The organism is Pseudomonas cichorii (assembly GCF_003700275.1).
GTDB classification, from domain to species: domain Bacteria; phylum Pseudomonadota; class Gammaproteobacteria; order Pseudomonadales; family Pseudomonadaceae; genus Aquipseudomonas; species Aquipseudomonas cichorii_B.
Window position 1 is genome coordinate 82,736 of sequence record NZ_RBRE01000039.1, and the last position, 23,725, is coordinate 106,460.

General features: G+C 58.4%; 24 protein-coding genes. 16 read left to right on the forward strand and 8 right to left on the reverse strand.

Going from position 1 to position 23,725, the window contains the following annotated elements:
* Positions 1-186 precede the first annotated feature (186 nt).
* The 3 genes from ALQ04_RS10095 (at position 187) to def (ending at position 2,121) form a co-directional block, all read left to right on the forward strand.
* Positions 187-378 (forward strand): CsbD family protein, encoded by a 192-nt coding sequence (locus ALQ04_RS10095; RefSeq protein WP_122315616.1) that lies wholly within the window; start codon positions 187-189, stop codon positions 376-378.
* A gap of 194 nt (positions 379-572) precedes the next feature.
* A complete protein-coding gene (locus tag ALQ04_RS10100; protein WP_122315617.1) occupies positions 573-1,535 on the forward strand; it encodes a YihY/virulence factor BrkB family protein in 963 nt (320 codons plus the stop codon).
* Positions 1,536-1,581: 46 nt separating this feature from the next.
* The gene (gene def / locus ALQ04_RS10105; RefSeq protein ID WP_122315618.1) at positions 1,582-2,121 is read left to right on the forward strand and encodes a peptide deformylase; all 540 of its coding nucleotides are present in this window, start codon (positions 1,582-1,584) and stop codon (positions 2,119-2,121) included.
* Position 2,122: 1 nt separating this feature from the next.
* Here def and ALQ04_RS10110 read toward each other — a convergent pair whose 3' ends face one another.
* On the reverse strand, positions 2,123-2,536 hold the full coding sequence (locus tag ALQ04_RS10110) for a GNAT family N-acetyltransferase (protein ID WP_122315723.1): 414 nt from the start codon (positions 2,534-2,536) through the stop codon (positions 2,123-2,125).
* Between the two features lie 163 nt (positions 2,537-2,699).
* Between ALQ04_RS10110 and ALQ04_RS10115 the strand changes: the two genes are divergently transcribed.
* From ALQ04_RS10115 to ALQ04_RS10140, 6 genes are all read left to right on the forward strand, one after another.
* The gene (locus ALQ04_RS10115; protein WP_122315619.1) at positions 2,700-3,206 is read left to right on the forward strand and encodes a hypothetical protein; all 507 of its coding nucleotides are present in this window, start codon (positions 2,700-2,702) and stop codon (positions 3,204-3,206) included.
* Between the two features lie 30 nt (positions 3,207-3,236).
* Complete coding sequence (locus tag ALQ04_RS10120) at positions 3,237-3,674, forward strand: nucleoside deaminase (protein WP_122315620.1); 438 nt, start codon at positions 3,237-3,239, stop codon at positions 3,672-3,674.
* Positions 3,675-3,820: 146 nt separating this feature from the next.
* Positions 3,821-4,642 (forward strand): alpha/beta fold hydrolase, encoded by an 822-nt coding sequence (locus ALQ04_RS10125; protein ID WP_122315621.1) that lies wholly within the window; start codon positions 3,821-3,823, stop codon positions 4,640-4,642.
* Positions 4,632-5,804: a PAS domain-containing sensor histidine kinase gene (locus tag ALQ04_RS10130; RefSeq protein ID WP_122315724.1), complete on the forward strand. Its 1,173-nt coding sequence runs from the start codon at positions 4,632-4,634 to the stop codon at positions 5,802-5,804. Before ALQ04_RS10125 ends, ALQ04_RS10130 begins: the two co-directional genes overlap by 11 nt.
* A 255-nt stretch (positions 5,805-6,059) precedes the next feature.
* Entirely contained in the window at positions 6,060-6,365 is a 306-nt protein-coding gene (locus ALQ04_RS10135) for a hypothetical protein (RefSeq protein ID WP_122315622.1), read from the forward strand.
* Between the two features lie 51 nt (positions 6,366-6,416).
* Positions 6,417-7,571, forward strand: a complete 1,155-nt coding sequence (locus ALQ04_RS10140) for a PQQ-dependent sugar dehydrogenase (RefSeq protein ID WP_122315623.1) — start codon at positions 6,417-6,419, stop codon at positions 7,569-7,571.
* 78 nt (positions 7,572-7,649) lie between these two features.
* On the opposite strand, the gene ALQ04_RS10145 is transcribed toward ALQ04_RS10140, so the two are convergent.
* On the reverse strand, positions 7,650-7,955 hold the full coding sequence (locus tag ALQ04_RS10145) for a PepSY domain-containing protein (RefSeq protein ID WP_122315624.1): 306 nt from the start codon (positions 7,953-7,955) through the stop codon (positions 7,650-7,652).
* A gap of 286 nt (positions 7,956-8,241) precedes the next feature.
* Here ALQ04_RS10145 and ALQ04_RS10150 point away from each other — a divergent pair, with 286 nt between their 5' ends.
* The 5 genes from ALQ04_RS10150 to ALQ04_RS10170 all read left to right on the forward strand — a co-directional run bounded on the left by ALQ04_RS10150 (position 8,242) and on the right by ALQ04_RS10170 (position 14,398).
* Positions 8,242-10,413: a TonB-dependent siderophore receptor gene (locus tag ALQ04_RS10150; protein WP_122315625.1), complete on the forward strand. Its 2,172-nt coding sequence runs from the start codon at positions 8,242-8,244 to the stop codon at positions 10,411-10,413.
* Between the two features lie 202 nt (positions 10,414-10,615).
* On the forward strand, positions 10,616-11,938 hold the full coding sequence (locus tag ALQ04_RS10155) for an MFS transporter (protein ID WP_122315626.1): 1,323 nt from the start codon (positions 10,616-10,618) through the stop codon (positions 11,936-11,938).
* Positions 11,939-12,199: 261 nt separating this feature from the next.
* Positions 12,200-12,646: a nuclear transport factor 2 family protein gene (locus ALQ04_RS10160; protein ID WP_122315627.1), complete on the forward strand. Its 447-nt coding sequence runs from the start codon at positions 12,200-12,202 to the stop codon at positions 12,644-12,646.
* A gap of 518 nt (positions 12,647-13,164) precedes the next feature.
* A complete protein-coding gene (locus ALQ04_RS10165) occupies positions 13,165-13,413 on the forward strand; it encodes a LuxR C-terminal-related transcriptional regulator (protein WP_122315628.1) in 249 nt (82 codons plus the stop codon).
* 265 nt (positions 13,414-13,678) lie between these two features.
* Positions 13,679-14,398, forward strand: coding sequence for a hypothetical protein (locus ALQ04_RS10170; protein ID WP_122315629.1), 720 nt, complete (start codon positions 13,679-13,681; stop codon positions 14,396-14,398).
* A 16-nt stretch (positions 14,399-14,414) separates the two neighbouring features.
* Here the strand turns inward: ALQ04_RS10170 and ALQ04_RS10175 are convergent, their stop codons facing one another.
* On the reverse strand, positions 14,415-15,491 hold the full coding sequence (locus ALQ04_RS10175) for a diguanylate cyclase (RefSeq protein ID WP_122315630.1): 1,077 nt from the start codon (positions 15,489-15,491) through the stop codon (positions 14,415-14,417).
* Between the two features lie 267 nt (positions 15,492-15,758).
* The gene (locus tag ALQ04_RS10180) at positions 15,759-16,964 is read right to left on the reverse strand and encodes an MFS transporter (RefSeq protein ID WP_122315631.1); all 1,206 of its coding nucleotides are present in this window, start codon (positions 16,962-16,964) and stop codon (positions 15,759-15,761) included.
* 108 nt (positions 16,965-17,072) lie between these two features.
* On the opposite strand from ALQ04_RS10180, the gene ALQ04_RS10185 reads away from it, so the two are divergent.
* Positions 17,073-17,990, forward strand: a complete 918-nt coding sequence (locus tag ALQ04_RS10185; protein WP_122315632.1) for a LysR family transcriptional regulator — start codon at positions 17,073-17,075, stop codon at positions 17,988-17,990.
* 136 nt (positions 17,991-18,126) lie between these two features.
* On the opposite strand, the gene ALQ04_RS10190 is transcribed toward ALQ04_RS10185, so the two are convergent.
* Both ALQ04_RS10190 and ALQ04_RS10195 read right to left on the reverse strand, forming a co-directional pair.
* Complete coding sequence (locus ALQ04_RS10190) at positions 18,127-18,714, reverse strand: polyribonucleotide nucleotidyltransferase (protein WP_122315633.1); 588 nt, start codon at positions 18,712-18,714, stop codon at positions 18,127-18,129.
* Between the two features lie 78 nt (positions 18,715-18,792).
* Complete coding sequence (locus ALQ04_RS10195; protein ID WP_122315634.1) at positions 18,793-19,713, reverse strand: restriction endonuclease; 921 nt, start codon at positions 19,711-19,713, stop codon at positions 18,793-18,795.
* Between the two features lie 363 nt (positions 19,714-20,076).
* Between ALQ04_RS10195 and ALQ04_RS10200 the strand changes: the two genes are divergently transcribed.
* Entirely contained in the window at positions 20,077-21,630 is a 1,554-nt protein-coding gene (locus tag ALQ04_RS10200; protein ID WP_409077250.1) for a methyl-accepting chemotaxis protein, read from the forward strand.
* A 109-nt stretch (positions 21,631-21,739) separates the two neighbouring features.
* Here the strand turns inward: ALQ04_RS10200 and ALQ04_RS10205 are convergent, their stop codons facing one another.
* Both ALQ04_RS10205 and ALQ04_RS27235 read right to left on the reverse strand, forming a co-directional pair.
* On the reverse strand, positions 21,740-22,300 hold the full coding sequence (locus ALQ04_RS10205; RefSeq protein WP_122315636.1) for a Bro-N domain-containing protein: 561 nt from the start codon (positions 22,298-22,300) through the stop codon (positions 21,740-21,742).
* A 339-nt stretch (positions 22,301-22,639) separates the two neighbouring features.
* Positions 22,640-23,674, reverse strand: coding sequence for a DUF3427 domain-containing protein (locus ALQ04_RS27235; RefSeq protein ID WP_122315637.1), 1,035 nt, complete (start codon positions 23,672-23,674; stop codon positions 22,640-22,642).
* Between the last annotated feature and the right edge of the window lie 51 nt (positions 23,675-23,725).

A 23,725-nucleotide genomic window follows, 5' to 3' on the forward strand; every position in this document is an offset into this window, starting at 1 on the left:
CGTGCCTGAGCACAGGCTGACTGCGACGCGCATTCTCGCACAGGACTGGCTTATCCATAAGCGGACGAACGGAAATGACCGTCCGGAAAATAATTGAAACTCTGCTCAACAGCCCCGAGTCAATCCTTATGTCGGAGGTCACGACATTTGATTCCAGAACGGTCTTGAGGACCTGGGAGATATTCCATGAGCAGTACTAGCGATAAAGTCAAAGGTATGGCCAATGAGGCTGCTGGTAACGTCAAGCAAGGCGTCGGCAAGGCAACTGGCAATTCCAGATTGCAGGCTGAAGGCAAGGCCCAGGAAGTCAAGGGCGAAGCCCAGCAGATCAAAGGTAAAACCAAGGAAGCCCTGAAAAAAGGCGCAGACAAGGCCTGACCCGTAAGGGAGGCGGATGAGGCCATCAGCAGCAGCGCGATGGCCTTTATCCATCATGGCCTTGAAACCTTTTACAACTCGCCCAGTCCATTTGACGCCAGTGCAATGCTATTGGCATATGGGCAACCGCATAATCGCAACGTTTATCGGTCAGGCGATGTAATGTAATCGGGTTTTGAGCGCAAGGAGACGCCATGATCTTTCCTCACATGCGTCAATTGCCACTGGGCAAAGTGATGGTTCGTACCGTCACCGAGTTTCTCGATGACGAGATGTCTACCTACGCCTCGGCACTGGCCTACCAGATGCTGTTCTCGCTGTTTCCATTCCTGTTGTTTTTGATTGCCCTGATCGGTTTCCTGCACCTGCCGGATTTCTTCTCCTGGCTGCGCCTGCAGTCGGAGCTGGTCCTGCCGCCTCAGGCACTGGAACAGGTCAATCCGGTCATCGACCAGTTGCAACAGTCCAAGGGCGGCTTGCTGTCCATCGGTATCGTCGTCGCGCTGTGGACTGCTTCGGCAGGCGTGCGGTTGATGATGAGCGCCATGAATGCCGCCTACGATGTGGTCGAAGGCCGGCCGATCTGGAAGCGCTTTCCGTTATCGATTCTGTATACCGTGGGCATCGCCGGCATGCTGCTGGCCGCTGCGGCATTCATGGTGGTCGGTCCGCAGGTGATGAGCTGGTTTGCCTCGCAGATCGGCATGGAAGAGTTCATCGTCACGCTCTGGACCGTGTTGCGCTGGCCGATGATCATCCTGTTGCTGATGGTCGCCGTGGCCCTGATCTACTACGTCATGCCTGACGTGAAACAGGAGTTTCGCTTCATCACGCCGGGCTCGGTGCTGGCGGTAGTGGTGTGGATCATCGCTTCGCTGGGGTTCGGGTTCTACGTCAAGACCTTTGCCGACTACAACGCCATGTATGGCAGCATCGGCGCGATCATCGTGCTGTTGCTGTACTTCTACATTTCGGCGGCGGTGCTGCTGCTGGGCGCGGAGATGAATGCCGTGATCGAGCACATGTCCCAGGAAGGCAAGGATGCTGGCGAAAAAGAAGCGGGCGACAAGGCTGTGGACTCACACGTCAAGCAGCATGTTTCCGGCCTGGGCCGCGATCATTCGGCACATGGCGCATTAAAGGCTGACGAATCCTGAGCCGCAGTGCCAGAATCGCTTTTTGCTTGCAGGGACGACCCTCATCATGATCCGCAACATTCTGAAGATGGGCGACGAGCGTCTGTTACGCATTGCGCCACCGGTGCCCCGCGAGATGTTCGGCAGCCCTGAGCTCAAGACGCTGATCGCCGACATGTTCGAGACCATGCACAGTGTCGGCGGTGTCGGGCTGGCGGCCCCGCAGATCGGCGTCGATCTGCAACTGGTGATCTTCGGCTTCGAGCGCAGTGAGCGCTATCCGCAGGCCGAGGCCGTGCCCCAGACCATCCTGCTCAACCCGTTGATCACGCCACTGGCGCCAACCCTTGAAGGCGGCTGGGAAGGTTGCCTGTCGGTGCCGGGGCTGCGCGGCATGGTCGATCGTTACCAGAGCATCCGCTACGAAGGCTTCGATCCCGACGGTCAGCCGATCCAGCGCACTGCACATGGCTTTCATGCGCGGGTGGTGCAGCACGAATGTGATCACTTGATCGGCCGTTTGTACCCGTCGCGAATCACCGATTTCAGCAAGTTCGGCTTTATCGAAGTGATGTTCCCGGACATGGACCCCAACGCCGACGATTGAGTCAGTGGCTGGTCCGGCACAGGGCAATCAGCGCCTTGCTGTGGCTGTAACGCCGAAACCTGTCGGCCAACGGCTGCGGCAGGTTCTGGGCTGGCTCGAAGCCGCTTGATCGATAGAAATCCAGCAGGTCCGGATGGCAGAACAGCCATACCGGTCCCGGCAGCGTTTCCAGCGCATGGTTTATCAGGCGCCGGGCAATGCTCTGGCCACGTTGTTGCGGGTCGACGAACAAACCGGTCAGCCAATGCCCCTCCGCGACTTCGCTCAGACACAGGGCACCGACAATCTGTGTCTGTTTCGCCACCCAGAGAACTCCCGGATTTGCTGCGCGCATGGGCGAGCGGTGGGCACGGTAGAACTTGTCCAGCAAAGGGCGGCAGTCGTCAGGCAGGCGGCTGAACTGGATATCGGGCATGTTCGGGCTCAGGTGTTCGAGGCTGGCCATCATAAATCATCGGCAAAAGCGTGCCGATTTTCCTGATAACGGCATGAGTCGCCGGGATACGACCTCGGCGGTGGTAAAGCGCGGATTAACTGTTAACGTCAAGAGTGCAGTCAATTCAGCTCGGGAGGAGGCCATGAGTGACTATCAGCGGCTGCCCGCTGTATTGAGAAGCAGCCTGGTCCTGCTGGGAACCTGCCTGCTGCTGATCTGGGTGCTGGCCCGCGAGGCGCAGGCCGATGAAGCGGATGACAAGGCGTTGTTGCTGGTCCAGGAACGCCATCTGGGCAACAGCCTGGCCTGGCTGGGGTATCAGGTCGCTTCGCGCACGGTCACCTTTGCCAGCCTCGTCGACACCATGGGCAAGACCCAGGCCCAGGATCGGGTCCAGAAAGAGCTGCAGCGTCTGCAGCCAACCTATCAGGTGCAGTGGGACCGCAACCTGGCGGCGGCCTATGCACATTCCTTTACGGCGCAGGAATTGCAGTCCCTCAATGAGGGCAGCAGCTCTCTATCGCTTATGAATAAGTTCAAGGCCAGGAACAACGAGGTCGGCGCACAGATGAAAGCGCGTTCGTCCGAACTGCTGAAAGCTTTCGTTGCCCAAGCGCTGGGTAATGCCCAGGAGTCGCTGGCTCCCTGAGGCCTGTATCAACGAAGACGAGGAATCACCATGGACCCATTCATGCAAGCCGCCATTGACGAGGCGCAACAGGGATTGGCCGAGGGCGGCATTCCTATTGGTTCGGTTATCGTCCACGATGGCCAGATCATTGGCCGCGGACACAATCGGCGCGTCCAGGAAGGCAGTGCCATCAAGCACGGCGAGATGGACGCCCTGGAAAACGCCGGTCGCCAGCCGGCCAGTGTCTATCGCGACTCCGTGCTCTACACCACCTTGTCGCCCTGTGCGATGTGCAGCGGCGCCATTCTGCTCTACGGAATCGGCAAGGTCATCGTGGGCGAAAATGAGACATTCATGGGCGAAGAAGCATTACTGCGCTCCCGTGGGGTGCAGGTCGATGTGCTCCACGACAGTACATGCCAGCACATGATGCACGGTTTCATCGCCAGCAGACCCGAGCTGTGGAATGAAGATATCGGCGAGTGAAACGCTGGCGGCAGTTCAGAGAGGTTGAGTGCTCGGCACCAAGAAGAATGTTAAATTGATATCACTTATTCGTTTTGGGGCTTTCGGGTTCGGCGAACGGTGATAATCTCGCCACAGCCTCTCTGTGAAGTCGTTCGGAGTCAGTAATGCCGGTTCAACTGCGCAACAACGTAAACGTTATGGGCGACGGACCGGCCACATTGATTTTTGCTCACGGCTTTGGCTGCAACCAGAACATGTGGCGCTTTATCGCGCCGGTGTTCGCCAGCCATTTCAAGGTCGTGTTGTTCGATCTGGTGGGCAGCGGCAGGTCCGAGCTGTCGGCGTATATCCCGCACAAATATGCTTCCCTGCGCGGCTATGCCAGCGATTTGCTGGAAATTGTCCGCGATTTCGCCGGCACCGGCCCGGTGATTCATGTCGGCCACTCGGTCAGCGCGATGATCGCCGTATTGGCCGAACTCCAGCAGCCCGGCCTGTTTGCCGCGCATATCATGGTCGGCCCGTCGCCGCGCTACATCAACGATGAGCATTACGTTGGCGGTTTCAACCAGAGCGATATCGATTCGTTGCTGCATACTCTGGAAAGCAACTACCTGGGCTGGTCCAGCACCATGGCACCGACGCTCATGGGCTCTGCTGACCGACCTGAACTGGGCGAAGAACTGGCTGACAGTTTCTGCCGCACCAATGCCGCCATCGCCAAGCAGTTTGCCCGCGTGACCTTCATGTCCGACCATCGTCGCGACGTCGCGAGTCTTGCCAGCCCGACCCTGATCCTGCAATGCAGCGATGACATGATCGTCCCGGTCCAGGTAGGCGAATACCTTAATCGTGTCATCGAGAACAGCACCTTGCGGCTGATCGAGAACGTCGGCCATTACCCACACATGAGCGCCCCCAATGCCTGCATCACCGCCATGAGCGAATTCCTGCAACCTTTTGGATATGCAGACCATGTTGCCTGATACGTCGAGCCTGCCCGATGCAGGTGACCTGTTTGACGGCGCGGCTTGCGGTTTATTGCTGACGCGGGAAAACGGCACCATCGAGCGGGTCAACCAGACGTTCTGTTTCTGGCTGGGAGTGGAGCGCGAAGCTGTGCTGGGGCGACGCTTTCAGGATCTGCTGAACATGGCCGGCAAGATCTTCCATCAGACCCACTGGGCGCCGTTGTTGCAGGCCCGGGGCTCGGTGGCCGAAGTCAAACTGGAACTGATGCATGCCGACGGTCGCTCCGTTCCGATGATGCTCAATGCCATACGCCGGGAGCATGCGGGCGGCTTTTTCCATGAACTGGCGGTGTTTGTCGCCGAAGAGCGCAACAAGTACGAGCGGGAACTGCTGTCGGCGCAACAGTTGGCCGAAGAGCTGTTGCTGCAACAGATGAGCGTGCAGACCGAACTGACCTCGGCACGCAATCGCTTGCGTCTGGCCCACGTCGAGGCCGAAATCCGCGCGATCTTTGCCGAGCAGATGGTGAGCATTTTCAGCCACGACCTGCGCAACCCCCTGGCAGCAATCAAGATGGCCGCCGGGTTACTGGAACGCAGCGCGCTGGAGCCGCGTCAGGAACGCATGCTGGGCCATATCAACCATGCGACCGAGCGCGCCCAGCGAATGATTGTCGATCTGCTGGATTTCACCGATGCCCGGGTCGGGCGCGGCATTTCGGTTTCCCCGCAGGCCATCGACCTGCATGCGGTGATTGCCCGTTGTGTCGAAGAGTTGCGCGAGACATTCCCCGGTCATGTCATCAGCCATCGCAGCGAAGGCCAGGGACCCTGTGCTGCCGATGCCGATCGCCTGGGGCAGGTCATCAGCAATCTGGTTGCCAACGCTATCCACTATGGATCGGTCGATGGGGAAATCGTGGTGACCTCGGCGCTTGAGCCGAACCGGGCTCGTCTTGAAGTGCACAACTTCGGCGAGCCGGTCCCGCCCGAAATGCTCGACAGCCTGTTCGAGCCGGCAGTGCGCAGCTCCAGCGACACCGAGGAAAACCGCAGCGTCGGGCTTGGGTTGTTCATCGTCCGGGAGATCGCCCGGGCGCACCTCGGTGATGTGACCGTGGTTTCGACACCGGAGCATGGCACGACATTTACTGCGACCATTCCGCAGTCGGCGTAGACGGTAGAACAATGGATTTGGGGCCTCTGCGCAGGAGCCAGTTCATTCGCGAAGACGGCATTCCTAGCGCCACACTTTCTGTGGATGCACTGGCTGTTCGCGAATGAATTCGCTCCTGTGGATGGCTTTGCAGTCAGGCATCTGACCATCCTTGTTACAAACTCCCGCGTTATAAACTTGCTCATCTGCCCTGCAAAGCCGAACCTGACAAGCCAATCGCTATCAAAGCCTAACCATTTCCCATGAGGGCAAGTGATGAACAGTTTTGTGCGAAGTCTCGCCATCGTTGTACTCGGTGCAGTGTCAGGCCTGGGCGTTGCCCAGGCGCAGGACCAGCCGGGCCGCAACGGGGCCAGCAGCAATCCCTATAACAGCCCGATCCATCGCGCTAATCCCAACAGTCGCCAGGGCACCGAACCGAATTCGCTGCCGGTGCATCCCAACGTTGTGCCCGCGCCTCGCAAGCCCACGCTGGAAAACGGCGGGATCCGCAACGGTTATCCAACCCGCGAGACACCTTCCAGGCCATCGAATCAGGTCACACCACCCAAACGCCCATAACCTGTCTCCCGCAGTAGTCGGGATCTCTACTCCATGCATAAGGAATCGCTCATGTTTAGAAAAACCCTGATCGCGACAATGTGTGCCACGGCCTTGCTGAGTCTGCCAATGACCGCCAGTGCAGCCGACTACAAAAGCGAACTGGGCACGGTCAGTGTCGATCAAGTGGCTGACGGGCTGAATCATCCATGGGCGCTGGCGTTCCTGCCGGACAAGAAAGGCATGCTGGTCACCGAGCGGTCGGGCAATCTGCGTTTCGTCTCGCCGGAAGGCAAGCTGTCCGGTCCGATCTCAGGTGTTCCGCAAGTCTGGGCCAGAGGGCAGGGCGGCTTGCTGGACGTGGTGCTTTCCCCGGACTTCGCCAAGGACCGCATGGTCTACCTGACCTATTCCGAAGGTAGCGGCAAAACCGCCGCCGAAGGTGACAAGGCGGGCACGGCTGCAGGACGTGGACGCTTGTCTGCCGACATGACCAAACTGGAAAACTTCACGGTGATTTTCCGTCAGCAGCCGAAACTGTCGGTCGGCAACCACTTCGGCTCGCGGATGGTCTTCGACCGGGACGGCTATCTGTTCATCGCTCTGGGCGAAAACAATGACCGCCCGACCTCGCAGGACCTGGACAAGCTGCAAGGCAAGGTCGTGCGGATCTATCCGGACGGCAATGTTCCGAAAGACAACCCCTTTGTCGGGCAGAACAATGTACGGCCGGAAATCTGGTCTTACGGCCATCGCAACCAGCAGGGCGCGGCCCTGAACCCGTGGAGCGGCACCGTGTGGACCAACGAGCACGGACCAAAGGGCGGTGACGAGGTCAATATCATCGAGCGTGCGCAGAATTATGGCTGGCCACTCGCGACCCACGGCATCAACTACTCCGGGCAACCGATTCCGGAAGCCAAGGGCAAGTTTGTCGAAGGCACCAAAGTACCGTTCCATGTCTGGGAGAAATCACCGGGCATCAGCGGCATGGCGTTTTACAGCAACGGCCGTTTCAAAGCCTGGGATCACAACCTGTTCATTGGCGCGCTGGCCACCGAAGAGTTGATCCGCCTGCAGTTTGAAGGCGACCGCATCGTGCACGAAGAACGTTTTCTCACGGACATGAAACAGCGTATCCGCGATGTTCGCCAGGGACCGGACGGTTACTTGTATGTCCTGACCGATGACGACAACGGAAAGTTGTTGAAAGTCGGGCTCAAGTAATAGCGGGCTGAAATAAAAACTCCCGCATGAGCAACTCATGCGGGAGTGTTACTGAACTTGGCGAGTGGCCTGTCTGGATTAACGGTCTTGCGCGTCGCGCAATACTTCGCCCGTTTTTGCATCAACCTCGTAGTCCCACTCAACGCCCTTGGCGTCTTTCAGCTCGATCTGGTACACGTAGCGGCCAGCCTGCCTTTCCAGCTCGGTGTCGTGGATCTGGAAGCCTGGGTGTTTGGCCAGAGCCTGTTTGTTGAACTGCTCGAAGTCACCGACAGCGCCGGACTTCTGCAAACGGATGGCTTCGTCAGGACCCACGTCGGCTTGTGCAACACCGGCAGCAGTGGTCAGGGCAAGAGCGGCGAAAAGAGTAGGCATAAGTTTCATGGGTTATTCCTTTTGATTGGACTGCTTAATGGATGCTTTAACAATTGATTCGTTCAACTGTTTTGTTGAAGCCAGATTAACCGCGCTTACTTAATTCATCCTTAAATATTCGGGGTGTGCTGTTTCGGCGGCCGAGCAGGTTTTTTCGCCCGGGGGCTAAAGTTTCCGACTGCTTTTCGTCGTGCATTCAGAGGTTGTAAAAAAGCGGCAGTGAACGTAAAAGGTGGCCCCCAGCCGAATGCTGCTTCGCCTTTATGCTGGCCCCCGTTCCCCAGGAGTCCCATCGATGAGTTCGTCACGCCGACCTGCTGCGCGTCTGGCTTCGTGTCTGTTGCCTTTTGGCATGGCTGTCACTTCACCGCTGCTGGCCGCCGATCCGGTGAACCTGGATGCGGTGAACGTATCGGGTATCGCCGACGAGCCCACGCCCGATTATCAGGCGCGTCAGGCGTCGGTTGGTGGTTTTGGGGAAACGGCCCTGATCGACAACCCGGCCTCGGTATCGGTCTTTACTGATGCGCTGATCAAGGACCGCCAGGCCCGGCTGCTCAGCGAAGTCCTGCGCAATGACGCTTCGGTGGGCGAGGCTTATGCCCCGATTGGCTATTACGAGAACTTCGTGGTGCGCGGTTTTTCGCTGAATGCCGCCAGCAGCTATCGCATCAACGGACGCAGCATTACCGGCGAACAGAACGTGGCGCTGGAAAACAAGCAGCAGGTGGAACTGCTCAAAGGGTTGTCCGGGTTACAGAGCGGTGCAGCCGCGCCTGGCGGCCTGATCAACTATGAAACCAAGCGCGCCCAGGATGTACGCTCTGTCACGGTGTCGACCAATGACCAGGGCGGCCGCTACATCGCGACCGATGTCGGCGGCTGGTTCGGCAGCGAAAAGCAATTTGGCCTGCGCGCCAACCTGGCCCATGAAGACCTGCGCTCTTACGTCGAGCATGCCGACGGCCAGCGTGATTTCGCTTCTCTGGCGTTTGACTGGAACATCAGCGAGCGTGCCTTGCTGCAACTGGACGTCGAATACCAGACCAGAGAACAGCGCTCGGTGCCGGGTTATCAATTGCTTGGCGGCACCGAATTGCCCCATAAAGCCTCGCCGCGCAAGCTGCTGGGCTATCAGAGCTGGTCGAACCCGGTAGGCATCGACTCGCTGAACATGAATGGCCGCTTCGAGTACCGCTTCAACGATGCCTGGAAGGGCAGCCTCAGTGCATCGCGCAGTCGCGTGGTGATCGATGACTACAGTGCCTTCGCCTGGGGTTGCTACGGTTCGGCCAGTTGTGGCGCCGAAGCCGTGCCCAATCATTTCAGTGCCGAGGGCGGCTACGACATCTACGATTTCCGCAACCCGGACGACACCCGCCGCAACGATGAAGTCGAAGCGGCGATGACCGGCACCTTCGATACCGGTTCGCTCAAGCATGAACTGACCTTCGGCACCAGTGCCTTGCGCCGTACCGTGGACACCCGCGGCACCTTCAACGAGATGGTCGGTTCGGGCAATATCAATGCTGATCCCGAGGCCGTCGCGCCTGCCGATCTGCCGTTGCCGCACACCGAGCGCCGCCTGGACAGCCGCCAGTACGGGCTGTTCGTGACCGACCGGATCAGCTTCAACGAACAATGGCAGACCGTGCTGGGCGGCCGTCAGGTGCGTCTCGACGAGCATGCCTACGGCGAAGATGGCAGCGACACCCGGCATACCCAACGCTTGATCTTCCTGCCCCAGGCTGCGCTGATCTACAAGCCGGTGCAGAACCTCTCGCTGTACACCAGCTACAGCAAAGGCCTGTCACTGGGCGGCACGGCGGCCTGGTTCACCAGCAATGCCAGCGAGATTCTGGCGCCGACCGTATCGCGGCAACTGGAAGCCGGCATCAAGTACGACTGGCAGCGCATGAGCTTTACTGCGGCCCTGTTCCAGGCGCGTCAGGCTTATCAGTATTCCCGGCCCAACGACGATGGCAGCTTCACCTACGTTCAGCAGGGCGAGCAGAAGAACACCGGCCTGGAACTGGGCGCCAATGGCTGGGTCACCGAGCGTCTGCAAATCTCCGCCAGCGCCGCGGCGATCCGCGCACGGGTCGAAGGCAGCGGCACAGCAGCCTATGAAGATCATCAGGCGCTGAACGTGCCCAAGTATCGCGGCAGCCTGCAGGCTGACTACAGTTTGCCGATCCGTGGTCTGGCGCTGCTGGGCGGCATGCAATACAGCGCCAGCAAATACGCCGACCGCGAAGGCACGGTGAAGGTCAACGACTACGCCCTGTTCAACATCGGCAGCCGTTACAGCACACGCCTGGGCGACTACGACACGGTGTTTCGCCTGAGCGTGGATAACCTGTTCGACAAACGCTACTGGCGCGATGCCGGTGAATACCTGGGCGACGACTACCTGTTCATGGGCGCGCCAAGAACAGCGACCTTGTCGGCGTCAGTCAATTTCTAACTGGCTCCTGCAGGCGCCAATTCATTCGTGAAGAGGCCGGTACAACCGATGAGTCTTTATTGGTTGGAATCACGTCTTCGCGGATGAATCCGCTCCTGCACAGGGTGTACTGTCCTCGCAAAACCCATAAAACCATCAGCTTTGCTATTCTTCGCGCCCTGCGCGCGCAGGCGCTTTTTCCAGCCATGTTTACGGGGGCTTCATGACAGCCATTGTTAAACCACGCCCTCAGCCATTTTCCAGGGGCGACTACAAGACCTTGAGCCTTGCAGCCCTGGGCGGCGCTCTGGAAATCTACGATTTCATCATCTTCGTCTTCTTTGCCCTGATCCTCAGCCAGCTGTTCTTCCCCCCGGAAATGCCCGAATGGCTGCGCCTGCTGCAAAGCTTCGGGATCTTCGTTACCGGCTATCTGGCGCGTCCGCTGGGCGGGATTCTGATGGCGCACTTTGCCGACCGGCTGGGGCGCAAGCGGATGTTCAGCCTGAGCATCCTGATGATGGCCTTGCCCTGTCTGCTGATCGGCATCATGCCGACCTACGCCCAGATCGGTTACTGGGCGCCGTTGGTCCTGCTGGCGCTGCGGGTTCTGCAAGGCGCAGCGGTGGGGGGTGAAGTGCCGAGCGCCTGGGTGTTCGTTGCCGAGCATGCGCCGCCGGGTCATCGCGGGTATGCCCTGGGCGTGCTGCAGGCCGGGCTGACCTTCGGCTACCTGCTGGGAGCCCTGACCGCAACCTGGCTGGCCCGGGTCTTCACGCCGGCCGAAATCCTCGATTACGCCTGGCGCATTCCGTTCCTGCTGGGCGGCGTATTCGGCGTGGTGGGCGTCTGGCTGCGGCGCTGGTTGAACGAAACGCCGGTCTTCATTGCCCTGCAGAAACGGCGTGAAAACGTGCAGGCCCTGCCGCTGAGCCAGGTATTGCGCGAGCATCGCCAGTCGCTATTGCCGGCGGCCTTGCTCACCTGCGTGCTGACCTCGGCGGTGGTGGTGCTGGTGGTCATTACCCCGACCGTGATGCAAAAGCGGTTCGGCATCAGTGCCAGTGACACTTTTGCCCTCAGCGCGGTAGGCATTGTCTTTCTCAATATCGGTTGCGTGCTGGCGGGCATGCTGGTGGACCGCATCGGCGCCTGGCGCGGGGTGATTGTCTATAGCTTGCTGCTGCCGCTGGGCATTGGCGTGTTGTACGCCAGCCTGATACTCAACTGGCTGACACCGGCCATTGCCTACGCGCTTGCCGGGCTGGCCTGCGGAATTGTCGGTGTCGTGCCATCGGTGATGGTCGGACTGTTCCCGCCCGGTATCCGGGTATCGGGTATTTCCTTCACCTACAACATCGCTTACGCCCTTTGGGCCAGCACCACACCGCTGTTGCTGATTGCCCTGATGCCCTGGAGCCCATGGGTCTGTGTGGTCTATGGCGTAGTCATGGGCGGCGCAGGTTTGCTGACGGCGGCAGTCTTCGGCCTGCACAAGGGCATGACGGTCGATGACTTGAGCCTGCATGCCGATAACCGTTCATAGCCAGAGGCTCCATTTTTCCCCCGCAGAGCTAAGCTTTTCAGTTGTCTCCTGGCAAACCGCAACCCGTATGCGGGAGCGCCATGACGGGCCAGGAAACAACGGGCGGGTTTCTGCCTGACGAAACCAGGCGTTTGAGCAATGCCTTACAGGTAGTAATCCATATTCCTGCAGCATGTGTCGCTGTTCCAAGACCTTGAATCTGCAACCGCACAGCATGCTGCACCTGACGAAACCGGGCCGACCACGGCCAGGAGCGTTTTCATGAGCACCACGATTGATAACGACAACGCCAGAGAGCAGATCCAGGCGTCGCTGGAGCGCTGGGCCATGGCTGTGCGCAACAAGGACCTGGACGCGATCACAGCCTATTACCACCCTGAAGTGATCGCCTTCGATGCAATCATCCAGTTGCAGTTCAAGGGGCTTGAGGCTTATCGCGAGCACTGGAAATACTGTCTTGGCATGTGCGAGGGCGCAATGCTGTTTGAAATGCAGGACCTCACCGTACATGCCGATGGCGAGGTGGCCTTTGCCCATTGGCTGAACCATTGCGGCAGTGCTGAAGAAGGCGGCGAGATGAAGGGCTCATGGATGCGCGCCAGCGCCGGATACCGTATGACTGCCGAAGGCTGGAAAGCAGTGCATGAGCATTTTTCGGCGCCTTTCGACATGGAAAGCGGCAAGGCGCTGTTCGATCTTCAGCCTTGAATCGGTGCAAGCCCATTGCCGAGGCAATCGTCGAGCCCGCCAAGGCATGAATACCACTCAGCCCGACAGCCCTGACAGACGGGCTGAGTGGTTGTGACATACATTGTTGTGACGTGTGTTTGAATATGTGTCAGTGACAGGATCCAATTGTAACAACTGATTGTAATTCTCATTGTGCAAGTTTATCTTGCACTTTCTCTGTGCATGGCACGGTATTCATGCCGTCAATAAATTCGTCTGTTCTTAAGGGGCAGATGAAAGGCTTTCCTATGGCGATTTTTTAATGAATTAGTTGGGAGTGTTCTGGCGATAATGTAGGAGTTTTCTTTGGTTATAAGATTTTCTGGTAATTTTCTTTAAGTGTGTTTGATTTTATTTTTCGCGCAGCATCGGGGGTGAAAAAATAGTTCTAAATAAATGTACCGGTGTGCCGATTCGTTATTGAAGCCAGGGAAGGCAAAGTGTAAGAAACTTCCTACAGTTTGCACGTGGACAGGCTAATCACAAGGAGAACCAATATGTGGGTAACCATCAGGGAACAGGAGGTCTTGCTTCTGTTGTTGCAAGGCTGCACCAACAAGCAAATCGCGCAGCAGCTCTGTATCAGCGGCTACACCGTGCGCGATCACGTTTCTTCGTTGCTCAGAAAGAGCCAGGTCAAGACACGCACCGAGCTGGTTGCGCGTTATGTGGCGCGGCTGATGAGCAGAAAGAACACGCAACCCCCTACATCTGTCGGGTTGTGCAACGAGACAGACTGCACATAATCCCTGTTGTTCAGGGGAGGCGCTGATTAGTGTAATCAGGGCAGGGCTGCATTCGCTGCGTTCGATAAAGAAAAGTGCATGACGCCCTGAAGATCAGTGGCCGGACAGTTGGGGAGGCTGTCGCGGTATTACTTGTCGGCTGAAACTTGAATATTACCTCCGCTCACTGAACTTCGATGCTCATTCAACTATTCGATATGAGGATCCGTGGCGGCGTTGAACACCTCGGCACAACCAAGAGCAAACAATAAAAAGGAGTTATTTGATGACAGTCTGTTTTATTCAAAGTGAGGACCAGCCGCGGCAACCCATGCGGCTGGTGCCGCAGGCATCGGGCATCTCTGCCCTGATGGATTTTCAACAGTTGGCGACCCGGCAGTCTGCACTGTCCATGGCTCAACTCTGCGAGCAGCAGGCCAATGTCCTCGGCCCCAAAGGCTTGTTCGCCCGGTTTTGCCAAGAGGTCCCGCAATTGGGCAGGCAGGCGTCGGTTTTTGAAGACCTGTATGAGGTCCATGATCGCGAACACCAGTTGCTGGCCGAGAAAACCGTCCAGTTCATTCTGGGGCGTTACCGTCGGCGAGAAGCGGTGCAGAACCCGTTTGCCGGCATGTCCCGTGAGTTTCTGTGCTGTGTCGTGTATGACGAACTGGCGCCTTACACCCATGCCGAACGCTATGCCGCAGCCGAAGCGCTACGCCAGCGCGATAGCGAATACTTCGCCAAACTGATCGCCACCACTCGTGACACGGTCGAGCGGCGTATTGTTTTCCATGGCCTGCTGGAGCATTTCGACGCCTTGCTGCCGGTCGAGCAGAGCATTTATCCGCTCAATTATCGGGCGGTTCAGCAAAGCCATCTCGATCATGAGGAAGCCCTCTACGGCAAGCTCGACCTGACACGGCCACTGAGCGTGATCCTTGAACAGCACACGCCTCAATGGCTGCTGGAAAACCTGTCGCTGCTGGCGGGAAATGCTGATTGAACCCTGACGCCAGCTGTCAGTGCTGGACGGTCAGGCGCAGGCGTTCCTGGGAGTGGTCCTCAATGCTCACCACCTGGTTGCGGCCACTGGCCTTGGCGATGTACAGCGCCTTGTCCGCTTCGTGCAGCCACATGGCAGCATCCGTGAGATGCGGCTGATAAGCCGCAATGCCGATGCTCAGGCTGATATTGAGGTCGGGGAGCAACAGGTCGGTGTTGTCATTGACCACCTTGCGCAGGCGCTCAAGAATCTCGCTGGCCTGTTCGGCATCGGTGCCGGGCAGGATGATGCAGAACTCATCGCCGCCATAGCGGCCTGCCAGGTCGGTATCGCGCAGGTTCTCAGAAAGGGCTTCGCTGATGCTCTTGAGCACGGTGTCACCCATGATGTGACCATAGGTGTCGTTGATCGACTTGAAATGATCAATATCGATCAGCGCAATGGTGCTCGGTTGTTCCTGTTTACGACTCTTGATGAACTCGGATTCGAGCAGGTCTTTCCATGAGCCATGATTGATCAGGCCGGTCAGGCTGTCGGTGCGGCTGAGTTCGCTGAGAGCATTCCGGTGCTCCCACAACCTGAGAGCGAACTGATGGCTCATCCAGCCAATAAAGATCGGATAGATCACCAACACCGGCAGACAGGCATAGATCTGGGCCGTGTTGTTATGGAAATTGATCACCGGGGCCAGGCCCACCAGCGCGACCATTGTCCCCAGGAACTGCGCCACAAAACCCTGGACCATCAAGCGCGGGCCGCCTGCTGCCATATTGTGCATGGCCATCATCGCCAGCACGGTCACGCTCGGCAGGACACTGAAACCCATGGCGCCGACCCAGATGCCGCCCATGAGAGAATCCATGAGCAGATTGCGCCATTCGGCCTTGTAGGGGTGAGATGAACGTTTTGCGAGTTGGTAGGCGACATGCGGCCAGATAAAGGCATTGAACGCTGCTACAGGCCATAACCAGAACGCCGCGTTGACCTGATGCAACGACACAGCGACCGTAAAGAAACCTATGCTCACACCGACTGTGCGGGGGGCATAAATTCTCTTGGCAAATGAAAGACCTTTGCCGCGTTGTGTGTTCATAGCGCTTACCGGACTGTTGTACGACCCGGCCAGAAAACCTCTGTGCTTGACCGAAGGGCAAGAGTTTCGCCTGATGTCCGCACCGATGGGAAGAGCCTTTTGCCAGTAATCATAAAATATACGTGTTTAGCGCTATATCTCCTGCTATAGGTCAAAAAGCTGTCATTTTCACGCGATTAAACGTTCAAAAACCTGACGCTTTAATCAAAGGGCGAGGTCGAACAGCGTGAAACCAACTGTTCGACCCTTGGCCAACAACAGATCGAATCAGCTATTCAACTGCCGCGATTGCCGCTTTGTCACCCAGGCCATCGCAATGGCGAGCAGCGCAATGCCAGCCGCAACATGGCCCACCGCATCCAGCCCAAGATGCTCGATGGTCGCGCCGCCGATGATCGAACCCAGGCCGATCCCGGCGTTGGCGGCCGACACATTCAAGGTGCCCGCCAGTGCCTGGGCCTGCGGGGCGGCTTTCATCACCCGAATCTGGCAGACCGGGAACAGCGCGGTATGCGCAATGCCCCAGACCACCAGCACCACCGCCAGTAGCGGCAACGAACCGGCCATGGGCACGCTGGCACTCATGCCCAGCGCCAGCAGCAGGGCAAAGACCATGGTCGAGCCCAGCGGACTGCGGTCGACATAACGCCCGCCCAGGCCATTACCGATCAGGCCGACCGCACCAAAGCCCATCAACCACCAGCCGACCTGAGCCGGTGCAATGTTGGCAAGACGTTCCAGCGTATCGGCCAGATAGGTATAGGCGGCGAACATTGCCGTAAACAGCAGGATCGACAGCAGCAGGTTGGCCATGAAATGCGGATCGCGCAGAATTCTGGCCTGTTGTGCGAGGCCGACTTTTTCGGTCGGCTGCAGATGCGGCATCGATACGGCCAACAGCAACGCCATCAAGCCGGAAAGCACGGTCAGCGCCCAGAACGCTCCACGCCAGCCCACCGCATCGGCAAACACCGTGCCCAGCGGAATCCCCAGCAACATGGCTGCGGAAATGCCCAGATAAACCTGCGCCACCGCCTTGCCGGCGTTTTTCGGGCCAGCCAGCAGGCTGGCGGTTTCACTGGCGGTTCCCCAGAACACCGGCAGCGCCAGCGCCGGGATGAAGCGGGCCAGCGCCAGCACCCAGATATTGCTCGATACCGCTGCCAGGGCGTTGGACGCGGCAAAGATCAGCAGGATGACGATAAAGGTGCGTTTGCGATCCAGGTGCGAAAGCATGGCCGTCAGCGGCGGGCCGAAGAGCATCACCGTGAAGGCAAACAGCGTGACCAGTAAACCCGCCACCGAGATCGAAATCCCCAGATCCCGCGCCAGGGCAGGTAACAGGCCGATAATCAGAAACTCGGTGGTGACGATCACAAACCCGGCAAGCGCCAGGATCGCAATGGACAGCCTTGTGCCCGTGGAAGGTGCGCCGCTGGTGGCGGCGCTGGAAGCAGATTCGGAATATGACATGACACAACTCGAAACGGAGAATGTGTCAGTTTATTGCGGAAAGCAGTTCTTATCTTTGGCGAATTTTCAGGGCACTATGGAAATAATTTCCAGAATGGCAGGTGCAATGTGTTTTCTCCCGATCGTCTCAAGGGCATCACCACCTTTGTCGCGGTGGCCAGCGCGGGCAGCTTTACCGCTGCTGCCGAGCGTCTGAACCTGACCAACTCGGCGGTCAGCAAAAGCGTGGCGCGCCTGGAAAGCCGTCTGGGCATGCGCCTGTTCGAGCGCACCACGCGCAGCCTGGCCCTGACTGAAGAGGGCGTTGCCTATCACACAGTCTGCCTGCGCATGCTGGCCGAACTGGAAGACGCCGAAACTGCCTTGCTGGCCCAGCGCTCGGAACCGGCCGGGCAATTGCGCATCGACCTGCCGGCCTCGTTCGGACGCTCGTATGTGCTGCCCTTGATCCTCGAGTTTGCCGAGCAGTACCCCAAACTGCGCCCGCGCATCACCTTTACCGACCGCTTCGTCGATCTGGTGGAAGAGGGCATCGACCTGACGGTGCGCATCGGTGGTCCGCAGGTCTGGCCCGCGGGTGTCGGGCATCGCTACCTGGGCACCGAGCGGCTGATCTTCTGCGCGGCACCGGCTTACCTGGAGCGACGCGGCATCCCGCGCACCGCCGAAGACCTGAGCGGGCATGACTGCATCCTGTTCGGCAGAGACGATGGCAGCACCAGTTCGTGGTTGTTTGTGGATGCCGAAGGCCAGCCGCAAAGCCGCGCCATCGAAGGCCGGATCGTCGTCGGCAACGGCGAAGCACTGGTGCTCGCCGCCGCCAGCGGCTGCGGTATCGCCCAACTGGCCACCTGGCTGATCGAAGAACAACTGCAACGCGGTGAACTGGTGGAAATCCTCCCGTACCTGAGCACCGAAGGCCTGGCGCTGCACCTGGTCTGGCCCCGCAGCCGCGAAGCATTGCCCAAGGTGCACAAGCTGATCGAGCGGCTATTTACCGCCATTCGCGAAAACTGCCCGCTGTAGAACGTCTGGCCCCGTCGCGGGCAAGGATTGTGTTCATCCTGTGGGAGGGAGCTTGCTCGCGACAGCAGCATCTCGGCCAACACACCTCTCCCGGATGCTCACCGGCCTCTTCGCCAATGAATTGGCTCCTACAGGGCTACTGCCCGATAACCGTCTTCACCATCTGCGCATGCTCTGCCGGGTGCTTCGCACTGGAGATCACGTTCAGAATCGCCGCGCGCGTACCCGATGCCGCGAAAATGGTGGTGCTCAATACCTTCGCGCCACTCATGGTTGCGGAAATGTCTACCTGACGAATCCCCAGCCCGTTCTTCTTGACGATCGTTTTCTCACCCAGTTCCTTGACGTCCGTGTAACCGGAGCGCTGCTGAGCCAGGGTCCCGGCGACCAGGCCATCCAGAACCAGGCTGTCGTTATCGCTGGCCTGCACCTCCATCGGGATCGGCGTCTCGGTGACGATCACCACCCGCTGCTGAGCCTGATGGGTGTACAGCGCGCCCGTCACGCCCTGGGCAATTGCCTTGGCATCGATCTCCGGCATTTCGCCTTTCACGTAACCGGCGGGCAGGGTGAAGGCCAGCTTGCCGCCAAGCAACGACGCCTTCTGGCTGGCTGCGGCCTGTTTCTCGGCGGCGGGTTTGGTCGCGGCCTGCACGCTCAACAGGCTCTGGCAACCGACTAATGCAACGCACATCATCACTGCTTTAAGACTGAATGTTCGCATTGCACTTCCTCATGGGCCGGATGGCAGCAAGTTTAAAAAGTTGTTTAAAAACATACACAAAGTTGAAATACAACAGCTTCACATGCTCGGAAATATACCGCGAATACCCTTGCACTTCGGATAATCCATACACCCCCAGAAGTTGCCACCGGCATTACGCCCGGTGCGCGCCACTTTCATGATCATGCTCTTCTTGCAATGCGGGCAATTGGGCGCGACCGGTTGTATGACCGGCTCGGCTGGCGGCGCGGGTTGTACCGGCTCAGGCACTTCGATAACCGGCGCGGTCGCCTTGTGTTCCACAGGCGCCACAGGCTCTACCAGCGGCGGCGCAACGCTGCGGGTCCGGGCAATCCACTGGTTCAGCAACTCGCCATCCACCAGCCGCAGATTACGCCCCGAAGCGAACTGCCGGGCCGGCTTGCTGAAGCGGCCACTGGTAATCACCAGGCCACCCACCGCGCCTTCAGCCGCCATTGCGCCGTACAACTCACGCACCACCGGCACGCCAACCTGTATCGCGCGCCACTGCTTGCACTGCACCAGATACTTCTCGCCGTCCTTGTAGATCACCAGATCCACGCCGCCATCCGGGCCATTGCCACCGGTTTCCTGCACACTGAAACCCTGATGCCGCAGCGTCTCGCCAACCAGCAACTCGAACTCGTGCCAACTGATACCGGTCAGCGTATTGGCGCCCGGCAGCGCGGCCGACTCCAGCAACCTGCGCCGTTTGCGCCTGGCCAGAAACGACACCAGCGCGCCGACCAGCAAGGTGATCGGCAGGATGTACTGCCCGAACGTCGCAAACCCCTTGAACGCCGAGTGAATCAGCAGTGTGTCCAACTGACGCGCATCTGCCAGCAAGGGCATCGGTGCACTCGCGACCGAATTCAGGTAGGCGCCAATGCCAATTGCCAGGCTAATACTCAGCCACCAGGGCAATTTGGCGGCGACATGAACAAGGGCTTCAAGGGTTGAAGAGGGTTTGCGTGACATATCCGTTGCCTGTGACGAAGCGGGGCGAGAGGCCTGCGAAAAGGGCGCCCATGGTGCAGAGATTGCAGGGATGAAGTAAAGGAATTATCCGCCCTACAGCCCGGTTTTAAACAAATAGAACAAGCCAATAGTGACTCTTTCGAGTACCAAAGCTTCTACCTTTGCGCGCTTGAAGGGCACAACGATAAAGGCTGCTTCAGCGCATGAAAATATGTGTTTGATAATAACTAAAGGCCCTCACAAGAGGGTCGATATATATGCCGATGCGATTCCGGTTGTCACTTTGAAAGACTGTGCTAAACCTTCAAGGTACCCGGTATTTGAAGATTTTATCAGGGAGAGGTCTTCTAGATGCGTGTGAACATGCCAGTTACTCAGAACGAGAGAACCTTTCCCGCGTCTGAGCGTTTGATTTCCACCACGGACCTCAACAGCCACATTACCTACTGCAACGATGCCTTCGTGGCGCTCAGCGGCTTTACCCGCGAAGAGCTGATCGGCCAGCCCCACAACCTGGTTCGCCATCCGGACATGCCGCCTTCCGTGTTTGCCCATATGTGGGAAACCATCAAGCAGGGCAAGCCATGGATGGGCATCGTCAAGAACCGCTCCAAACAGGGCGACTTCTATTGGGTCAGCGCCTACGTCACTGCCGTGTATGAAAACGGTCGCATCGTCGGTTATGAATCGGTTCGCTCGCTGCCGACCCGCGAACAGGTGCGCCGCGCCGAAGCCCTTTACGCCCGTCTGCGCGCAGGCAAGTCGGCGGTGTCCAAGACCGGTTCTGCGGTTTACCACCTGCGCCGGCAACTGCCGATGATCCTCTGCGCGATCGTCATGATCACGGGCGTGTACCTGCTCGATGACACGGCTTCCTTCGCCCTGATCCTGGCCGTCGTACTCGCGCTTGGCGCCTACCTCGAAGTACGCCAGCGGCGCAACATTCAACAGACCCTGGACGACCATCCAAAAGCTTTTACCAGCGCACTGGTCGCACTGACCTACAGCGACAACCGCGGCCCACAGGCACAGCTCGATCTGGCTTTGCTCAGCGAAGAAGCGCGCCTGCAAACCGCCTTGACCCGTCTGGTGGACACCGGCGAAAACGTCAGGCGCCACGCCGGGCAATCGGCGCAACTGTCGCATCAACAAGCGCGCTCCCTCGATCAACAGCGCAGCGAAACCGACCAGTCGGCCACCGCGATCAACCAGATGGCTGCGACCATTCAGGAAGTCACCCACAACGTCCAAAGCACCGCCCATGCTGCTGAAGAGGCCGACAAACTGGCCCAGCAAGGACGCAGCCTGGCCGATGACAGCCTGTTGGCAATCCGTCACATGGCCAACTCGGTAACTGAAATCGGCACCGCTGTCGGAGAACTGGCCAGCGCTACCCAATCGATCGGCAGCGTCGTCGACGTGATCACCTCGATTGCCCAGCAAACCAACCTGCTGGCCCTCAACGCCGCCATCGAAGCCGCCCGTGCCGGCGAACAGGGCCGTGGCTTTGCCGTGGTGGCCGACGAAGTCCGCTCGCTGGCTTCACGCACCCAGTCCTCGACCGAACAGATCCAGCAAATCATCACCTCGCTGCGTGACGGCGCAGACCGCGCCGTGATGACCGCCAGCAAAGGCGAGCAGATCTCCCAGGAAAGCGTCGCCAGCGTCGAAGCCGTACAAAAGGCCCTCGACGGCATCAGCCAGTCGGTAACGCGCATCACCGGCATGAGCCAACAAATGGCCTCCGCCTCGGAAGAACAGACCCACGTAGCGGAAAACATCAGCCAGCAGATCACCCGCATCGCGCAACTCTGCGACCAGAGCGCCGGCCAGGCTCAACAAGGCTCGCAGATCAGCAAGGAACTGGAAGAAATGGCCGAGTACCTGCACAGTCTGGCGGAGCGTTTCAACCGCTAACGAGCATCGGTAGGAGCGAATTCATTCGCGAAACCTCACCCCTCCCACAGGCTAAACAACCCTGTGGAGGGGGCTTACCCGCGACAGCCCCAACACAATCCATCAGCCATCAAACCACCTGAAAAAACCTCGCAGCCCCCTGCCACCAAGACCCATCCGAGCGACCTTGTTGCCCCTCAAAACCCTGCCCAGGCAACGGCAACACCTGCGGCACATCCCGCAGCCTGATCCACGGCTCGCTCTGCCAATGCAACATGCTCAGCGACAGGCCTGGCCATTGCAGCAGACTCAGACTCGGCATGCTCTCCAGCGGCGGCACCTGCTCATCGCGCAACGCCGCGACCACCTCATTGGTCAGCCAGTGCCGCAGGCTGCGATGCTCGGGATGGTAATGATGCACCAGCAACGCATACACCCCCGACTCACTGATCATCAACGCCTCTTCGGTACGACCGTGGCTCTCCAGCCACAGCGTACGGCGCTGGTCCGGGTCGAGTTTGCTGGTGGTGCGCTCGTTCAGGGGCCAGGCGATCAGCTTGCTCAGGTCACGGGCAGAGAACCAGGCCTGGGTTTCCAGGAGCAGGGCGCGGAGTTGGCGGTTGTGGCGGAGGAAGGTGGCGGGGTGGAAAGGTTCGAGGTTTTGGTGTCCGAGGCTCGGATCTCTAGGCATTTCGTAATCTCTACTTTTATTTAGCTTTCTTATTTGGCTTAAAGGCGTCGGGAGCTAAGAAACCTCAAAAGTAGAAAAGGCCGGACGTATTCCCCTTGCGGGTCTTGTATTAGTCCACTCCCGACATAACACGATTTTACGACGAGCAGCCGAAAGCCGCAGGTACAAAAAAGCCGCATTTTATCGGGGGCGGACAGGCCGCTACTTTTGGGTTTCTGTGCGTTTCTTAGGCGCGCAGCAAGGGTAGGGCGCAGGTGAAAGACAGACAAGATGCAAAGCTGTAGGGCGATTCTGAAAGTTTGCAGAGCGCCGGACAAACGCCCGGCTATGAGCCCCGGGCTATAACAATGAATCGAGATGCGACTGGAGGGCTTTCGCGCTTGGCCTGTCTGATAGCGTTGAAGGAAGCGACAACGGCTTTTGGTCCAGCGTGCCGTATTCACTTTGCTTAAGTGCGTCAGCCAGCTCTACTAACAAACTATCGGGATTGACCCAGACCAGACCTAAGTCAAACAGGGTATGAATGTCAGCGCGCAGTAGCAAACCGTTACTCACCACATTCGTGTCTGCGCCCTGATACGGCACGATATGAGCCGCCTCCAGCAAGGCTTCAATGCTGCAGCCGGTTACTGCGCATTGCCCTTCATAAGCCTTGAGTAGCTTCTTACGAAAAGACTTCTGCCCTTGGCGACGCACGATGCTGGAAAGAGTGCGCTTACGGGCATCAATGATGTCAGTAGGGTCAAATACCCCTTGCGTCTCCAGCTCAGCTTCGATTTCAGCGATTTCCAGAGCTGGGCCGATCTCGCGGTGAAGCGTGAATTTTGTAGGGCCTGAGCCTTCGTGGCTTTGATAGAGGAAGCGACCTTCATAGGTGAAGCCTGCGCCGGGGTGTTCGTATTTCTTTTTGCGGTAGAACAACAGCAATTCCAGGCCTCGCTCGACGTGCTCTTTGAGGAGATAGTCAGTACCGCCTTTGAGCTGGCCTTCCATGTGAAGCACATCGTCCGTGAGGATGTCGTTGTATTGCGTTCTGTCTGCCGTTTTGTGCTCCGTCACGAAAATCCACACGGAGTCAAAGGCTGCTGGTTTGAAGATGCCGTTGTTGAGACTAGAGGCTGTGATGTGGAACAGATCACGCAGGTCTGCACGGGTGTAAATGTTTCCTACCGTCAGTTGTTGCGATGCAAAAGCTCCAGCGAGGGCGTGTTGTGAGGCCTTTGTATTCACCTTGTAGTCCTGTTCCATTTTTTCTGTAGGAAAAGGATGGTGCCGTACTGCCTGTTTTGTTACAAATATATTTTCGTCAAAAAACACTGCTTTTGAAGGAGATGACGCCTTATCCAACAAATAATCATTGGTGACCGTCTGCATAGATTTATGTATTTTCGATTTATGCCGAAGAACTCATGAGCGTTGGGCCTC

What these genes read in the sequence shown, in the direction of transcription:
- ALQ04_RS10135 (WP_122315622.1), top strand. Translation starts at nt 6,060, where the DNA reads ATGAACAGTTTTGTGCGAAGTCTCGCCATCGTTGTACTCGGTGCAGTG.
- ALQ04_RS10115 (WP_122315619.1), top strand. Translation starts at nt 2,700, where the DNA reads ATGAGTGACTATCAGCGGCTGCCCGCTGTATTGAGAAGCAGCCTGGTC.
- ALQ04_RS10140 (WP_122315623.1), top strand. Translation starts at nt 6,417, where the DNA reads ATGTTTAGAAAAACCCTGATCGCGACAATGTGTGCCACGGCCTTGCTG.
- ALQ04_RS10100 (WP_122315617.1), top strand. Translation starts at nt 573, where the DNA reads ATGATCTTTCCTCACATGCGTCAATTGCCACTGGGCAAAGTGATGGTT.
- def (WP_122315618.1), top strand. Translation starts at nt 1,582, where the DNA reads ATGATCCGCAACATTCTGAAGATGGGCGACGAGCGTCTGTTACGCATT.
- ALQ04_RS10130 (WP_122315724.1), top strand. Translation starts at nt 4,632, where the DNA reads ATGTTGCCTGATACGTCGAGCCTGCCCGATGCAGGTGACCTGTTTGAC.
- ALQ04_RS10205 (WP_122315636.1), bottom strand. Translation starts at nt 22,300, where the DNA reads ATGCCTAGAGATCCGAGCCTCGGACACCAAAACCTCGAACCTTTCCAC.
- ALQ04_RS10160 (WP_122315627.1), top strand. Translation starts at nt 12,200, where the DNA reads ATGAGCACCACGATTGATAACGACAACGCCAGAGAGCAGATCCAGGCG.
- ALQ04_RS10170 (WP_122315629.1), top strand. Translation starts at nt 13,679, where the DNA reads ATGACAGTCTGTTTTATTCAAAGTGAGGACCAGCCGCGGCAACCCATG.
- ALQ04_RS10150 (WP_122315625.1), top strand. Translation starts at nt 8,242, where the DNA reads ATGAGTTCGTCACGCCGACCTGCTGCGCGTCTGGCTTCGTGTCTGTTG.
- ALQ04_RS10175 (WP_122315630.1), bottom strand. Translation starts at nt 15,491, where the DNA reads ATGAACACACAACGCGGCAAAGGTCTTTCATTTGCCAAGAGAATTTAT.
- ALQ04_RS10180 (WP_122315631.1), bottom strand. Translation starts at nt 16,964, where the DNA reads ATGTCATATTCCGAATCTGCTTCCAGCGCCGCCACCAGCGGCGCACCT.
- ALQ04_RS10190 (WP_122315633.1), bottom strand. Translation starts at nt 18,714, where the DNA reads ATGCGAACATTCAGTCTTAAAGCAGTGATGATGTGCGTTGCATTAGTC.
- ALQ04_RS10165 (WP_122315628.1), top strand. Translation starts at nt 13,165, where the DNA reads ATGTGGGTAACCATCAGGGAACAGGAGGTCTTGCTTCTGTTGTTGCAA.
- ALQ04_RS10120 (WP_122315620.1), top strand. Translation starts at nt 3,237, where the DNA reads ATGGACCCATTCATGCAAGCCGCCATTGACGAGGCGCAACAGGGATTG.
- ALQ04_RS10125 (WP_122315621.1), top strand. Translation starts at nt 3,821, where the DNA reads ATGCCGGTTCAACTGCGCAACAACGTAAACGTTATGGGCGACGGACCG.
- ALQ04_RS10095 (WP_122315616.1), top strand. Translation starts at nt 187, where the DNA reads ATGAGCAGTACTAGCGATAAAGTCAAAGGTATGGCCAATGAGGCTGCT.
- ALQ04_RS10200 (WP_409077250.1), top strand. Translation starts at nt 20,077, where the DNA reads ATGCCAGTTACTCAGAACGAGAGAACCTTTCCCGCGTCTGAGCGTTTG.
- ALQ04_RS10155 (WP_122315626.1), top strand. Translation starts at nt 10,616, where the DNA reads ATGACAGCCATTGTTAAACCACGCCCTCAGCCATTTTCCAGGGGCGAC.
- ALQ04_RS10195 (WP_122315634.1), bottom strand. Translation starts at nt 19,713, where the DNA reads ATGTCACGCAAACCCTCTTCAACCCTTGAAGCCCTTGTTCATGTCGCC.
- ALQ04_RS10110 (WP_122315723.1), bottom strand. Translation starts at nt 2,536, where the DNA reads ATGCCCGATATCCAGTTCAGCCGCCTGCCTGACGACTGCCGCCCTTTG.
- ALQ04_RS10145 (WP_122315624.1), bottom strand. Translation starts at nt 7,955, where the DNA reads ATGAAACTTATGCCTACTCTTTTCGCCGCTCTTGCCCTGACCACTGCT.
- ALQ04_RS27235 (WP_122315637.1), bottom strand. Translation starts at nt 23,674, where the DNA reads ATGCAGACGGTCACCAATGATTATTTGTTGGATAAGGCGTCATCTCCT.